We start from the raw sequence: 12870 nt of genomic DNA, 5'->3' as shown, positions 1-12870 counted from the left end.
GCGTGAACGGAGCCCGACAGGGATGACCGCTGTCGGGTTGGACGTCGGTCTAGCTGACCGACTTCACATGTAACCGAGGTCGCGCAGGCGCGCCATCAGGTCTTCTTTGTCCTGTGCGCGGCCCGCGCGCTCGGTCGTGTTGGCCAAGTCCTGCAGCCATGCAGGCTCGGTGTCGCTCTTCTCGGTGCTGACTTCGCTGCCGAGGCTGCGGAAGCCTTCGAAGTACTTCGGACTGACCGGGACGTCCTTGTGGGTCAGACCGTTTGGCAGGTCGTCGTAGTCCTGTGGGACGTAGCCTTCGTCCGGGAAGTCTGCGACCGTCTCCGGGACGACGAAGTTCCAGAACGCTTCCCACACGTCTGCCTCGTCGAACTGGAGAATCGGCTGGACGCGGTCGTGTGGCGGGTAGATGTCCGGGTCGTGGCGCGGGCTGAAGAACGTCTCGTCTGCGCGCGCTTCCTGTTCGTCCCAGCGGATGCCGGAGATGACGCCGTCGATGTCGTACTCCTCAAGCGCGTTGTTGAGCGCGACGGTTTTGAGCAGGTGGTTGCCAACGTAGGTGTCGAGCAGGAACGGGAACGTGTCCTCCTCGTACTCTAAGATGTTGCGGACGTGGTGCTGGTTCTGCTCGTTCAGGTCGGACACGGTGATGGTGTCGCCCGGCTCGTCTGCAAGCGACCCAACGTCATCGTTGCGGGCGTAGATGACCTCAATGTCCCACTCGTCGGCCCAGTGTTCGACGAAGTCAAGCAGGTCGTCGAAGTGCTGGAAGTGGTCGATGAACACCGCAGGCGGCATTTCGAGGTCGAATCGCTCTGCAACCTCTTTGACGAAGTAGAGCACGAGCGTGGAGTCCTTCCCGCCGGTCCACATGATTGCGGGATTCTCGTACTCTTCGAGGCCCTTTTTCGTGACCTCTATTGCCTTCTCGATTTTGTGCTCGATAGATGGGTAATCTTCGGGGTTCTCGCCTTCGCCGTCGGAATAATCGACGGTGACGTATTCGGGGAAGTTCGTTGCCATCTTCGTAATTAGATATAATTAGGTGTGTAAAAGGCGTTACGGCCCCGGAAACGGGTGTTACTGACACACATGGGCCGTGTGGAGCACTGGCTCACAGGGAGTGAGAAACGAGAAAACCAACCGCATTACGAGATGAACTTGTTGTCGCGCCAGTTGACACCTTTCTTCGAGGCAGCGTCTTCGGTCGGGTTCTCGACGACGTCGATGGATGCCGGGCGGACTTCGCCGTCTACGATGCGCGTGGCGACGAGGTCGTCGTCAACGGCCGAGATGGCGGTGAGCGTCCCTTTCTCTGCAATCTTCGCGAGCGAGCAGAGCACCTCGAACATCGGGTACTGGAGCGCGGTGTTCTGTAAGACGGTCTCGCGGTCGCCCTTGAAGCAAGCGTATTCGACGAGTTCGGATGGGGGTTTTTCCTGCTCTTCTTGCTGGGCGGCTCCCCAGTTGGGTGCGCCGCCGCGCTGGGCCTTGTTCCACTCATCGAGTGGGACTTCGTACACGCGATTTTCCGTGACGCTGGCTTTCAGCTGGGCCGTTGGCGTGTACTTGCTGATGCTGTCATCAGCAGAGACGGCGCTGATGATGAGCGTGTTATTGCGTCGAGTAATGTCGATGTCCGCGATTTCTTCGGGGAGTTCTGGGTTGTCGAAGAACTCATGGACATCTTCGAGAGGCAGTTCGAGCGTTGAATGGAGTCGATATACGCGGCTGGTCATGTGTGTGGGGCGTTAACAGAGTCGAAGTGGCTCTGTATGGGGTCGAGTGTACATAGGCGTTCGGGGCTTATATGGGCTACCCTTTCGTTTCGGCAGCCTTTCGAGAGACGCAAGCCGCCGGGTCGTCCGGCGATTATCCCGCACAACCACCCACGGTGTGGGGAGCGGGAAGTCCGCTCAGGCGTCGAGGGCCGCTTCGAGTTCGCCGCGTTCGTCTAATTCGGCTAAAATGTCGCTGCCGCCGATGAACTCGCCGTTCACGTAGGTCTGCGGGATGGTTTCCCAGCCGCTGTGTTGTTTGAGTGCGACGCGGAACTCATCGAGTGAGGCAAGCGCATCCACCGTCTCGAAGTCCTCGTGGTACTGGGAGATGAGCTCGACCGCGCGCATCGAGAAACCACACTGGGGCATGAGTCGGTTCCCTTTCATGAACAGCACGACGTCGTTGTCTTCGATGGCCGCATCGACGCGTTCTGTGACTTCGTCTTGGCTGAGTGACTCGCCGGGCTGGAATGTCATGCCCCATCGTAGCCACTCGCGGTCTAAAATCCTTGCGCCGAGAACCCACTGGCGGCGCCCGTCCCACGAGCGCCGACATCGAATCGCCTCGATTCTGTGGGTTGGTGTGGCATACAAGAGAACTGTGAAAGAGCGGTGCGCCTAAGCAAATCGGGTTTGGGACGGGTGGCTTAGGAGCGGTCTACGCGCATGACCTGCACGAGCGAGTGGACGGGGACGCCTTCGAGTTTGGAGACACCCTGTTTGTCCACGAGCACGACGCAGGCGACGACCTCGCCACCTTCCGCCTCGACTGCCTCGATGGTCTCGGTCATTGTCGTGCCGCTCGTGATGGTGTCGTCTACGATGACGCACTTTCGCCCCTTGACCGGCGCAAAGTTCCGCGAGAAACTCCCGCCAAAGTCTTGGTCTTCGATGTCGCCTTCTTCCCAGCGGTGTTTCGCCGGGGCGTAGGCGGCGAGTTCGGTGTCAAGCGCGCGGGCGACGGCAGTGGCGAGCGGGACGCCTGCTTTCTCGATGCCAACGGTCAACTCGATGGCTTCTGCCTCCGCGTCGATGACGTTCGCCATCGTCTTGGCCGTGTAGGCGAGGCGCTGACTGTTGCGGCCGAGCGAACTCCAGTCAACGTGAATGTCGTCTGGGCTTGCGTCCGTAGAATCCGACGTGCTCGCCGGGCGACGCGAGGTTTTCGCGCTCTGTTCGACCAACCACTTCGCGGTTTCACGCGAGACGTTGAGTTCGTCTGCGATTTCCCCTTTCGAGAGCCCGTGGGCTTCGAGTTCTCGCGCACTCTCGATGAGGTCGTCTACGTTCTTCATGTGCCTGCTTTCGGGGGCCGTTTTTATCATCGTTTCGTCGGCTACATTCAGTGCCGGAACTGGCGGTGAGGAAATAAGGGTCCCGACACCAACTAGCGCAGCCGCTCGCTGGCAGTGGAGAAACCGCATAAACAGTCGCGTTAGTCGTCTGCGGCGGCTGGTTCCGCGCTCGCATCGGAGGTTGTGTCGTCTTCGATGCTCGGTGGGTACTTCCCGCGGTCGATTTTCAGGTCGGAGAGCGGGCGGGCCATACAGGTGAGTGCGTAGTCTTCTCGCTCTTCTTCGGTGAGGCCGCGGGCGGCCGGTTGAGCGACTTCGCCTTCGACGATTTCAGCAGAACACGCGAGACACATCCCAACACGGCACGAGTACTCCTGGGCGATACCCTCTTCGAGACATCGCTTCAGGATGGTTTGCTTGTCGGAGACGGTGATTTCCTCGCCCGTGCCGACAAACTCGACGGTGTAATCAGTCATTACTACGTCTACGAAAGAGCGCACCTTTACTCTTTATGTAGGCATTCGACCCACGTGTCGGTGCCCGCAATGGAATCGAACGACAGGGCCAAGATAAAGAGTTTTCTCCGTTGGGAGAGCAATCGTGTGCATGACCACATATTCTCCTGACGTCGCCATCGTTGGCGCAGGCACGTCAGGCTGTTACGCCGCGGCAACCCTCGCAAACGCGGGCTACGAGGTCGTCGTCATCGAGCGAAAAACCGAGCAGGAAGCCGGGCACATCGCCTGTGGTGACGCGCTCAAAGGCGCGGACGCCTTCCCCGAGGCCATCCCGAAAGAGAAGATTATGCCTGCGTTCACCAACACGGACGTAGACCACGGGCGCTTTGAGATTCCACAGGAGGACGTGGTTCTCGACATCCCGATTCCGGGTGAACTCGCCGTCATCGACCGCTGGGAGTACGGCCGCCTCATCATCAAGGGCGCAAAAGAGGCCGGGGCAACCTTCCACTACGACACCGTCGTCCAAGACGTAACGCAGGATAAAACCGGGCGCGTGAGGGGCGTTCGCAGCAAGCGCAAGGGCGACGTCGTCGAGTACGAAGCTGACATCACCATCGACGCCGCGGGCGCGCTCTCGCTGCTGCAAGACAAAGTTGACTTCAACGGCTCGACGTTCGACACGAACGTCAGCTACTCGCAGTTCTGTTCTGCCTACCGCGAAATCATCGAAGTGCCAAACGAAGTCGAGTGGAGCGACGCACTCGTGTTCAAGCCAACGAAACGCGCGGCGGGCTACCTCTGGTACTTCCCACGGACGGGCACGGAAATCAACGCCGGGCTTGGCTTCCAGATGACCGAACAGCCGATGAAGCTCGTCGAAGACCTCAAACAAGACCTCCGTAATCGGCCTGAGTTCAAAGGCGGGAAAGTCACTGACAAACTCGGCGCGGCGCTCCCGACCCGTCGCCCGTACGACTCGGCCGTCGCAGAAGGGTACATGGCCGTCGGCGACGCCGCAGGCCACGTCAACCCAACGACCGGTGGCGGTATCGCGGGCGCGGCCTACGCCGGGAAGTACGCTGGCGAACAGGCCATCAAAGCCCTCGAACAGGGCAATGTGGGCGAAGAGATGCTCTGGCGATACAACACCCGCATCATGGAGCACTTCGGTGGCCGCTACGCGGCCCTCGACATCTACAACATCTTCACCACCGCCTACGACACGGACGTGCTCCAAGGCCTGATGGCAGCCCTGCCGATGGACAAGCTCTCGGAAGCACTCTACTCAGGGAGCGCGAACGTCGGGCTTGGCCTCAAGCTCCAGACGGCGCTCAAAAGCTACGGCTACTGGGGGACGCTCTACGACTTCTACAAGACGAAGAACCTCGCAGACGACCTGCTGACCCACTACGAGACGTATCCGACCTCGCCGATGGGCTTCGAATCGTGGCAGGCAACCCGCGACGACATCATGGACGACATCTACGCGACGACCGGCGCAGCCCCGAAGTACTGAGTGCATAACGAAGTCTGAATCTCTCGTTTTGTGGGACAACTTGGTGTCCCAAATGACGTCCGCTATTCTCACACGATTCACCCAACCGGAGTACACTGGCGAGAACCGCTGTCTGCCGTGTACTGTCGTGAACGTCGGTATCGCCGCCGCAGGGAGCGCGCTGCTTGCGCTCTGGTCGCCGTTCGTTGGGCTCGCGGCGTTCGTTGCAAGCGCGCTCATCATCTACGTCCGCGGCTACCTCGTTCCGGGCACGCCCGAACTCACGAAACGCTACCTGCCAGCCCGCATCCACCGGCTGTTCGGCACCCACGGTCCAGCGGAGCCAACCGCAAAAGGGCCAATCGATATCGAAGCCGAACTCACCGCAGAAGGCATCATCGTTGACGATAGCGAGGACCTCACGCTCAACCCATCGTTTCACGCCGCGTGGGACAACGCCATCGCCCGCGTGAGCGAGGAGTCGCTCATGGACTCACTCAGCGCGTTTTTAGAGACCGACCAGCCGCTCCTCATCGAAGAAGACGGCACGCGAACGATGGTGTTCGCAGACGGCGCGCCAGCGGGCAACTGGGAGTCACAGGCCGCGCTCATCGCAGACGTGGCGGCCCACCAGACGCTCATTTCGAGGTTCCCGAACTATCTGGAGTACGACCGCGAAACCCGCGCGAGAATGGTCGGCGCGGTTCGGATGTTCCTCGAAGCCTGTCCGACCTGCGGTGGTGACGTCGAAATCGGTGAAGAAGTCGTCAAGTCGTGTTGTCGCGCGTTCGACGTGGTCGCGTTCTCGTGTCGTGACTGCGGCGTCCGCCTCGCTGAGTTCGAACTGCTTGAAGCCGAACCCGCCTAAACCGCTGCGCCTTCTAAGGCCAGCAACTGTTCTTTGAGACCGGGGTACGCGAAGTTTCCAATGCCGTCGTGGCGGACGATGCGGTGGCATGGAACGACGAGTGGCACCGGATTTCGCGCACACGCGCTGCCAACCGCACGCGCGCCCGAGTCGATGCCAGCTGCGACTTCACCGTAGGTTTTCACCTCGCCGTAGGGAATCTCCGTCATCGCCTGCATCACGCGGCCAGTGTAGCTGTCGGGGTAGTGAATCGTGAGGTCGAAGTGCGTGCGCTCACCGGCCTCGTACTCGCGTACCTGTGTGCGAATTTCGGCTGGTGATTCCTCGACCAGTGAGTCGTCGATTGTGACTTCAGTATCGAAAATCGTGACGTCCATACACACCTGTTATCGGGGGCGAGCAAATCCCTTTTCGTCGCCCTCGTAGTCGCCGCCGTACTTGAGCAAGAACAGGGCAAATCCGAGCACGAAGACGAGCGAGATTGTCGTGGCGATGGCGATGATGACCGCGCCTTCGGGAACCGGTGCGCCCACTGATTCCGGGGCTGGCGCGCCGCCGGGCTGAACAGAGAGTTGCCCAACCATCCCAACTGTCTCGTGGGGGATACAGAAGTAGCCGTAGGTGCCCTCAGTCTCGAAAGTGTGTTCATAGGTCTCGCCGCCCGCGACATTTCCTTGGGGGTAGCCCGACCGGGCGGCTGATTCGCTCGCAAAGCCGCCGCTCGCCCAGTACGGTTCGTCTGTGGGCAACTCATTTTGGTAGGCCGTCACCGAGTGGCCAACCGCCCCGACGTTCTCCCAGACAACGGTATCACCCGGCGCAATCGTCAGTTCCTCGGGGACGAACACGAGGTTGTCCGTCATCTCGACCGTGTGCGTCGTCGTTTCTTGGGCGCTCGCCGTCGCGGCGGTTGCTGCGAGAAGCGGTGCCGTTGCGACGGTCTCGAGAAGCGCTCTGCGTGAATACTGGGCCCCCACCATACACTCTTGTAGGCTGTTCACAAACAAAGCTGTTTCAGGCCAGCGGGGACGTTACGGCCGGTTTGACGCGATTTCGAGAATCGAGTTCGAGAGCACGTCAACGGCAACGTCGATGCTCCTTTCTTCGACGTCGAACGTCGCGGTGTGGTGGCCCGTTGGGTGGTTCGTGCCGATGCAAACGTAGGCGGCGTCGCCGCCGTGTTGCTGGACCTCCTGCATGAGGAACGTCGCGTCCTCGCTGCCGCCCAAGTCGTCGCGTTCAACCGTCGAAGTGACGACCGCTGAGCCTTCCGAGACACGTTTGACGATGTCCACGAGCGACTGGTCGCTCGTCGCGCTCGGGGCTTCGCCGATCTCCTCGAATTCGACGGTGCAGTCGTACATATCAGCCGACGATTCGATGACGCGAACTGCCTTTTCCTTCATGTAGTCCATGAGTTCGGTGGTCTTCCCGCGCACCTCGACGTGCATGAACGCCGATTCGGGGATGATGTTCGCCGCCGACCCGCCACCGACGACGCCGCAGTTTACGCGGGTGTCGCCGTCTTTGTGCCGCGGGATGGCGTAGCAGTTCTGGATGGCTGCAGCAAGCGCCTGCACCGCGTTTTTCCCCTCGTTTGGCGCAGCGCCCGCGTGGGCGGGCAGGCCGGTGAACTCGACGTTGAAGTGGTTGACCGCGAGGAAGCCGTCGATGCCCGCGACGACTTCGCCCGTCGGGTGGTCGAGCCCGACGTGGACGCCGAGCAGGTAATCAACGTCGTCTAAGTGGCCGCTTTTCGCCATTGGCTTGCCCCCACCGATGACCTCCTCTGCGGGTTGGAAGAACACCTTCAGCGTCCCCGAGAAGTCGCTCTCTTTCACGCGCTCTAAGACACCAATACCGAACGTGATGTGGGCGTCGTGACCGCAGGCGTGCATCGCGTTGTCGTGGGCTGGGCGAAAGCCCTCATCGGCGGGGAAATGGCCGTCTGCGGTGGACTCTGGCTGTGGCAGCGCGTCGATGTCCACGCGCAAGGCGACGGTTGGCCCTTCGCCTTTTTCGAGAACCGCGACCGCGCCGGTGTAGCCGCCGCGAGTCTGTTCGAGGATGTCTTCGCGTGCGCCGTCTGTGCGCGCCTGCTCGAGCCACTGGTCGAGGACGTCGTCGTCGGGGACGGCGAGGCGGAGGTCGCCGTGTTCCGTGCCGAGGGCGTCTTTGCCGACGTACAACTGGTCGACGCCGATGCGTTCGAGTTCGTCGACGATGCGACTCGTCGTATAAAATTCGCGCCACGCGGGTTCCGGGTGGCGGTGGAGGTCACGGCGGAGCGAAACGAGATGGTCGTGCACACTCTGTTGCATAAACTCACTCCGCAACGGAGGCTCTTAATACAGTTAGAAGAATCAGCGACCGGCCGCGCGAACCTGTTTGATTTCTGCTTCGACATGGACGCCTGCGGGGAAGTCCCGCTGGGTTGCTGCGCGAGCGAAATCGTCGTGCCCTTCGATTTCGATGACGCGCGTGTAGACGGTGTACTCCCACTGTGGGTAGGAGTCGCCGGTTGGGTGGAGACGTTTTGCCTGGGGCGCAGCGTGGACTTCGGTCGGTTTCGTGTGCGGACCGTGGAGTGCAGCCCCTTTTCGATTCGCGGCTCGTTTGATGTCGGTTACAACCTCGTCGAGGACGGCTCGGTCCCCGCTTGTGAGTGTGAGAGTAGTGGTGAAGCTCATAGGGAGTTGGGTATCACTATCCTGTGTGCTCAACCCCTAAAAACTCATCCAAAGCCGCTCGTCGCCAGTCATGTCTGCACAGTACAATTTCCCCGCCCCAACGCGGCCACTAGAAGCAATAAGAAATTAAACCACCACGCAGTATCAACGTGTAATGGCTGTAAAAGCGACAAGCGCGGGGGCTATCCTCTTTCGCGATACGAGGGGCCGCCGTGAATATCTCCTACTGAAGAGCCGTCCCGGGGATTGGGAATTCCCCAAAGGCGGTGTCGAAGGAGAAGAAGAACTCCAGCAGACCGCGATTCGAGAAGTCAAAGAGGAAGCGGGCATCAATAAATTCCGGCTCGTTGACGGCTTCCGCGAGGAATACAACTACGTGTTCGAAGCGAACGGGAAGACCATCCACAAGACGGTCCACCTGTTCATCGCCAAATCGTTCGAAGCGAGCGCAGAACTTTCGAAAGAACACCGCGACCTCCAGTGGCGCGACTATGAACAGGCGATCAACACCATCACCCAAGATGGGCCACGCGACATCCTCAGGGACGCCCACGCGTTCTTAGATGAGTTGAACGAGAACGGCGACCTCTGAGTCGGCGTCTCTCTACTGCGCCAACGCCTTAGGCCCCCGAGTGCAAACTGCATCTCGTGTGCGACCTCGGCGACTCCGAGTTCATCTTCGAGCTGGTGATGTGCCAGTGGGCAGAACGCCACTGGCCACCGACGGGTACGCGCGACCCGAACACCGCGCTCGTCGTCGCCCGCCAACTCGGCACCCGCGGGAGACGGTGGGATACCATCGTCATCGAAGCAGACCGCGAGGCACTCCGACAGCGCGCGCTGTTCGGCCCCCAAGAACTCGATGCTGACCTGTTGCACGTCCTCAGCCACGCTCCTGAGTCGTGGGCGTGGTACAAAGACGCCCTCCCGAATCCGGGCTATCCGTGGCGCTACGTCCGAGAGACGATTCACGACGCCGCAGCCCGCGGTGTCCTGAAAACCCGGCGCAACGGCAACAAAATCGAGATTCAACGGATTGGGCCGTATCCAAACTGGGTCTCGCGCATCGTCGCCATCGAGAACAAGCCGGATTTGGACGCGAGCGCCGCACGTGCCCTGCGCGGGCAAGTCGAGAAGGACACGACCCTCGCGCTTGCAGACGAAGTGTGGGTGGCGACCGAGCAAACCGGCGCGTCAATCGAACCCGCCCTGCTCGAACGGATGCCGGTCGAAGTCGGAATTCTGACGATGGACTTCCCCGACGCGCGCGTCGAGTGGTATCCGAGTACGCTCCCCGTCACCGAACCGGGTACGACCGCAAAAGGTACAGAGATGTCCGCAGAGCAGAAGGCAAAAAAGCGTCTCGCGCTTGCCGAACGCGCCTATGCTCGCGGGTGGCGGTCGTACGCGGACACGATGCGACCCGACTGCAAACACTTCGAACTCAGAGACGAAGCGGAGACGTGGCTGCCGTGGTGTGCAGCCAAAGAAACGTTCCCGACGCGCGTCGCGTGTTCGGGGTCGTGTCCGAAGTTCACGCCCGAACCACCGGCACTGCGGACGGGTGGCTGGCCAATCGAGGGCGGCCCCGGAAAGGCAATCAAGCGGTTTCTCGCGCGCAAGCGCCGCGAGAACCGACCCGGCTTAGTCGAGTAGCTCGACCGACAGCGAGTCGCGCTCTAAGGCGAGGCGGAACGTCGGGACGGTGCGGTATTCGATTTCGATGACGCCCTTCTGTTCGAGACTCCGGAGCCCAGAGCGCACGTCTTCGACATCCGGGTCTGCGTCGAATGCGTCACGGATGGCGTGAAGGATGGCGACGACGCTTTTCGACTCTGCGTCGTGGTCGGGGGCGACTTCGACGATTTGTTTCTGAAGCAGTGGAACGCGAATCGCGCGCGGACCGTCGCCTTCATCGACGAGGCCGGGGTCTACGCCGACGAGTTCAGCGGCCTCCGGCGTCGCGCGGATGAGGCTGTTTTCGTCGCGGTAGTAGTACTCTTTTAACTCGTTTTCCAAGTACTGGTGGACTTCACTCCCGCTTTCTAGGCCCCACCGCTTTTGGAGGTCTTTGTTCTTCGTTGGCTGGAGCGCCACGATGTCAGCGAGTCGCTCCTCTGCCTCCTCGGACAGCGTCATATGTCGCCGTACGAACGGGTGGTACATTGGCCTTTCTGACTGCGGGGCAACGATTAAGCCCGTCCTTCCCATCGGTGTTGCCATGTCATGGGACACCGTGAACCTCGAGTGGGATGGCGAAATTGCGACGATTACCGTCGACCGACCAGACCGATTGAACGCGATGAACACGGAAACGCTAGACGCGCTCGAAGCAGCGCTCGGTGAGGCGAAAGACGAGGGTGCGCGCGTGCTCATCCTCACCGGTGCGGGCGACAAGGCGTTCGTCGCGGGCGCGGACATCTCCTTCATGAAAGACCTCTCGGTGGCGGACGGACAGGCCTACGCAGAGCAGGGTCACCGGGTTACTGACCTCTTAGAGGAGTTCCCCGCGCCGGTCATCGCGGCCATCAACGGCTACGCCTTCGGCGGCGGCTGTGAACTCGCCCTCGCGTGTGACCTCCGCGTGGCGAGCGAGCGCGCCGTCCTCGGCCAAACGGAAATCGACCTGGGCATCATCCCCGGTTGGGGCGGCACCCAGCGCCTCTCGCGCCTCGTTGGCGACGAACTCGCCCGTCGCCTCGTCTTCTTCGGCGAGCGCGTGGACGCACAGGACGCAAACGAGATGGGGCTCGTTGGGGAAGTCGTCGCCCACGACCAGCTCTCCTCGCGTGTGATGGAGATGGCAAAAGAACTCGAAGCCAAACCGAAATTCGCCATGCAGGCGGCAAAAGAGTCACTGAACCAGGTCCACGAGATGACCCTCGATTCGGGGCTCACCTACGAGCGACGCATCTGGAGTTCGCTGTTTGGCACTGACGACCAGCGCGAGGGCATGACCGCGTTCGTCGAAAAGCGCGACCCAGACTTCGAATAATCAGGCGGGCAGCGTTTCTTCTACCTGCGAGTACACGAGCGCGAGTGCAACCACCGCGAGCACCGCGGAGAACGCAAACGGCGTGAGGAAACTAAACCGCACGAGGTAGCCGGAGGCGAGCGGCCCGATTGCGGTTCCGAGTCCGAAAGCCATGGTGAGCACCGAAAGGGTGGTGCCCGACTGGCCCTCTTTTGCGAGGTCTCCAGCCACCGCGAGGCCGGGGGCGAACACCATCGCCACCGCGACGCCGTGGATGAGGCGGGCGACAATCATGGTCAGCGGCGTGGTGACGATTCCTTGGACGAAGACAGCGGGCGCGAGCAGGAGGAAGCCGCCGAGGAGGAACGGGCGGCGGCCGTACTGGTCGCTTGCGCGGCCAATGGGAACTTGCAGGAGGACGTTTGCGATGATGACGGCGGCGAACTGGATGGAGAACAGAAACTCGTCTTGGCCGAGACGGGTGTTCACGTTCTCTTGGAGGGTGGCAAACAGCGCAATCGAGATGCCCATGAACAGCGTCGCCACGCCGAGGGCGAAGACGGGGTCAAGCGTCTGCCTCCCGGTCGGGTCGCGCACCTGAAAGGAGAGGTCGTCTGCAGCGAGGTCGCCCGTTTTCTCGGGGTCTGCGACGAACGCCGTAACGAGCCCAACACTGATGAACGCGCCGAGTGCGGCGGCGTAGAAGGCGGCGTCGAAGCCACTCAGCGAGATGCCGTAGAACGAATATGGGCCAGCGGCGACGACGAGGCCCGCGATGATAGGCCCGAAGCCAAAGCCGATGAGGCGGAAGGTGTTGAACACGCCGAGGTTGCCGCCGCGCGATTCGGTGGTGGCGAGTTCGTTTACGAGCGCGATGGTGACAGGGATGGTAAAGGCCGCGCCGAGTCCCTGCAGCGCACGCAACAGAACGAGCGTCTCGTAGTTCGGCGCGAAGACGTAGGCCGCGCTCGCAGCGCCGAGCAAGACGAGGCCAAAGAGAATGTAGATGCGGCGTTTGCCGGTGCGGTCTGAGAGGCGGCCGGTAAACGGCTGGGCAAAGGAGTTCAGAAAGCCAAACAGCGAGAGCAACACGCCAATCAGGAGTTCAGTGGTAACGGTGATACCGAGAAGCGGAACGGTCGCCCCGAGCAAGCCCTCCAGCGGAATGATGTCCGAGGCGAGATACAACGGCAGGACGATGATGAGAAACGAGTTGCCAATGGCGTCTGCCATTCTCGCCAGTGCGAGGACGAGGACGCGCCGGTCTGTTCCGAGAACCATTCGTTGTTCGTGATATGGTGATGCG

The 12870-nt window shown here is 61.2% G+C and carries 16 protein-coding genes; 5 read left to right on the top strand and 11 right to left on the bottom strand.

The genetic code is table 11. From position 1 onward, the window contains the following. Positions 1 to 63 precede the first annotated feature (63 nt). The 5 genes from V5N47_RS12215 to V5N47_RS12195 form a co-directional block, all read right to left on the bottom strand. Entirely contained in the window at positions 64 to 1023 is a 960-nt protein-coding gene (locus V5N47_RS12215) for a phosphoadenosine phosphosulfate reductase family protein (protein WP_338727849.1), read from the bottom strand. A 125-nt stretch (positions 1024 to 1148) separates the two neighbouring features. Beyond that, the gene (locus V5N47_RS12210) at positions 1149 to 1739 is read right to left on the bottom strand and encodes a hypothetical protein (protein ID WP_332898422.1); all 591 of its coding nucleotides are present in this window, start codon (positions 1737 to 1739) and stop codon (positions 1149 to 1151) included. Between the two features lie 177 nt (positions 1740 to 1916). Continuing rightward, positions 1917 to 2258, bottom strand: coding sequence for a glutaredoxin family protein (locus V5N47_RS12205; RefSeq protein ID WP_338727848.1), 342 nt, complete (start codon positions 2256 to 2258; stop codon positions 1917 to 1919). Positions 2259 to 2428: 170 nt separating this feature from the next. Then, positions 2429 to 3076: a transcriptional regulator GfcR gene (gene gfcR, locus V5N47_RS12200; RefSeq protein ID WP_338727847.1), complete on the bottom strand. Its 648-nt coding sequence runs from the start codon at positions 3074 to 3076 to the stop codon at positions 2429 to 2431. Positions 3077 to 3216: 140 nt separating this feature from the next. Further along, the gene (locus tag V5N47_RS12195) at positions 3217 to 3552 is read right to left on the bottom strand and encodes a 2Fe-2S iron-sulfur cluster-binding protein (protein WP_338727845.1); all 336 of its coding nucleotides are present in this window, start codon (positions 3550 to 3552) and stop codon (positions 3217 to 3219) included. 130 nt (positions 3553 to 3682) lie between these two features. Here V5N47_RS12195 and V5N47_RS12190 point away from each other — a divergent pair, with 130 nt between their 5' ends. Both V5N47_RS12190 and V5N47_RS12185 read left to right on the top strand, forming a co-directional pair. Then, the gene (locus tag V5N47_RS12190; protein ID WP_338727843.1) at positions 3683 to 5053 is read left to right on the top strand and encodes a geranylgeranyl reductase family protein; all 1371 of its coding nucleotides are present in this window, start codon (positions 3683 to 3685) and stop codon (positions 5051 to 5053) included. Between the two features lie 52 nt (positions 5054 to 5105). Continuing rightward, the gene (locus V5N47_RS12185; RefSeq protein WP_338727842.1) at positions 5106 to 5900 is read left to right on the top strand and encodes a hypothetical protein; all 795 of its coding nucleotides are present in this window, start codon (positions 5106 to 5108) and stop codon (positions 5898 to 5900) included. Here V5N47_RS12185 and V5N47_RS12180 read toward each other — a convergent pair. The 4 genes from V5N47_RS12180 to V5N47_RS12165 are packed head-to-tail and all read right to left on the bottom strand — an operon-like array spanning position 5897 to position 8590. After that, positions 5897 to 6277: an MGMT family protein gene (locus tag V5N47_RS12180; protein ID WP_338727841.1), complete on the bottom strand. Its 381-nt coding sequence runs from the start codon at positions 6275 to 6277 to the stop codon at positions 5897 to 5899. The genes V5N47_RS12185 and V5N47_RS12180 overlap by 4 nt on opposite strands. 9 nt (positions 6278 to 6286) lie before the next feature. After that, positions 6287 to 6880: a plastocyanin/azurin family copper-binding protein gene (locus tag V5N47_RS12175; protein WP_338727840.1), complete on the bottom strand. Its 594-nt coding sequence runs from the start codon at positions 6878 to 6880 to the stop codon at positions 6287 to 6289. A 51-nt stretch (positions 6881 to 6931) separates the two neighbouring features. Beyond that, positions 6932 to 8221 (bottom strand): amidohydrolase, encoded by a 1290-nt coding sequence (locus V5N47_RS12170; protein WP_338727838.1) that lies wholly within the window; start codon positions 8219 to 8221, stop codon positions 6932 to 6934. A 42-nt stretch (positions 8222 to 8263) separates the two neighbouring features. Then, positions 8264 to 8590: an uS10/mL48 family ribosomal protein gene (locus V5N47_RS12165; protein ID WP_338727837.1), complete on the bottom strand. Its 327-nt coding sequence runs from the start codon at positions 8588 to 8590 to the stop codon at positions 8264 to 8266. A 154-nt stretch (positions 8591 to 8744) separates the two neighbouring features. Here V5N47_RS12165 and V5N47_RS12160 point away from each other — a divergent pair, with 154 nt between their 5' ends. Further along, a complete protein-coding gene (locus V5N47_RS12160) occupies positions 8745 to 9182 on the top strand; it encodes a bis(5'-nucleosyl)-tetraphosphatase (RefSeq protein WP_338727836.1) in 438 nt (145 codons plus the stop codon). Positions 9183 to 9280: 98 nt separating this feature from the next. Further along, positions 9281 to 10246, top strand: a complete 966-nt coding sequence (locus tag V5N47_RS12155) for a DUF5787 family protein (protein ID WP_338730299.1) — start codon at positions 9281 to 9283, stop codon at positions 10244 to 10246. On the opposite strand, the gene V5N47_RS12150 is transcribed toward V5N47_RS12155, so the two are convergent. Beyond that, positions 10235 to 10729, bottom strand: coding sequence for a DUF5797 family protein (locus tag V5N47_RS12150; RefSeq protein ID WP_338727835.1), 495 nt, complete (start codon positions 10727 to 10729; stop codon positions 10235 to 10237). The genes V5N47_RS12155 and V5N47_RS12150 overlap by 12 nt on opposite strands. 82 nt (positions 10730 to 10811) lie before the next feature. Here V5N47_RS12150 and V5N47_RS12145 point away from each other — a divergent pair, with 82 nt between their 5' ends. Further along, positions 10812 to 11585 carry an enoyl-CoA hydratase-related protein gene (locus tag V5N47_RS12145; RefSeq protein ID WP_338727834.1) on the top strand — a complete coding sequence of 258 codons (774 nt, stop codon included), beginning with the start codon at positions 10812 to 10814 and terminating at the stop codon, positions 11583 to 11585. Here V5N47_RS12145 and V5N47_RS12140 read toward each other — a convergent pair whose 3' ends face one another. Further along, the gene (locus V5N47_RS12140; protein ID WP_338727833.1) at positions 11586 to 12845 is read right to left on the bottom strand and encodes an MFS transporter; all 1260 of its coding nucleotides are present in this window, start codon (positions 12843 to 12845) and stop codon (positions 11586 to 11588) included. It lies immediately after the preceding gene. Positions 12846 to 12870 lie beyond the last annotated feature (25 nt).

The sequence above is a fragment of the Haladaptatus sp. DJG-WS-42 genome, from assembly GCF_037198285.1.
GTDB lineage: Archaea > Halobacteriota > Halobacteria > Halobacteriales > Halococcaceae > QDMS2.
The sequence above is the reverse complement of the archived record's forward strand: the minus strand, read 5'-3'. Positions and strand labels throughout refer to the sequence as shown.

What these genes read in the sequence shown, in the direction of transcription:
- V5N47_RS12215 (WP_338727849.1), bottom strand. Translation starts at nt 1,023, where the DNA reads ATGGCAACGAACTTCCCCGAATACGTCACCGTCGATTATTCCGACGGC.
- V5N47_RS12210 (WP_332898422.1), bottom strand. Translation starts at nt 1,739, where the DNA reads ATGACCAGCCGCGTATATCGACTCCATTCAACGCTCGAACTGCCTCTC.
- V5N47_RS12205 (WP_338727848.1), bottom strand. Translation starts at nt 2,258, where the DNA reads ATGACATTCCAGCCCGGCGAGTCACTCAGCCAAGACGAAGTCACAGAA.
- gfcR (WP_338727847.1), bottom strand. Translation starts at nt 3,076, where the DNA reads ATGAAGAACGTAGACGACCTCATCGAGAGTGCGCGAGAACTCGAAGCC.
- V5N47_RS12195 (WP_338727845.1), bottom strand. Translation starts at nt 3,552, where the DNA reads ATGACTGATTACACCGTCGAGTTTGTCGGCACGGGCGAGGAAATCACC.
- V5N47_RS12190 (WP_338727843.1), top strand. Translation starts at nt 3,683, where the DNA reads ATGACCACATATTCTCCTGACGTCGCCATCGTTGGCGCAGGCACGTCA.
- V5N47_RS12185 (WP_338727842.1), top strand. Translation starts at nt 5,106, where the DNA reads ATGACGTCCGCTATTCTCACACGATTCACCCAACCGGAGTACACTGGC.
- V5N47_RS12180 (WP_338727841.1), bottom strand. Translation starts at nt 6,277, where the DNA reads ATGGACGTCACGATTTTCGATACTGAAGTCACAATCGACGACTCACTG.
- V5N47_RS12175 (WP_338727840.1), bottom strand. Translation starts at nt 6,880, where the DNA reads ATGGTGGGGGCCCAGTATTCACGCAGAGCGCTTCTCGAGACCGTCGCA.
- V5N47_RS12170 (WP_338727838.1), bottom strand. Translation starts at nt 8,221, where the DNA reads ATGCAACAGAGTGTGCACGACCATCTCGTTTCGCTCCGCCGTGACCTC.
- V5N47_RS12165 (WP_338727837.1), bottom strand. Translation starts at nt 8,590, where the DNA reads ATGAGCTTCACCACTACTCTCACACTCACAAGCGGGGACCGAGCCGTC.
- V5N47_RS12160 (WP_338727836.1), top strand. Translation starts at nt 8,745, where the DNA reads ATGGCTGTAAAAGCGACAAGCGCGGGGGCTATCCTCTTTCGCGATACG.
- V5N47_RS12155 (WP_338730299.1), top strand. Translation starts at nt 9,281, where the DNA reads ATGTGCCAGTGGGCAGAACGCCACTGGCCACCGACGGGTACGCGCGAC.
- V5N47_RS12150 (WP_338727835.1), bottom strand. Translation starts at nt 10,729, where the DNA reads ATGACGCTGTCCGAGGAGGCAGAGGAGCGACTCGCTGACATCGTGGCG.
- V5N47_RS12145 (WP_338727834.1), top strand. Translation starts at nt 10,812, where the DNA reads ATGTCATGGGACACCGTGAACCTCGAGTGGGATGGCGAAATTGCGACG.
- V5N47_RS12140 (WP_338727833.1), bottom strand. Translation starts at nt 12,845, where the DNA reads ATGGTTCTCGGAACAGACCGGCGCGTCCTCGTCCTCGCACTGGCGAGA.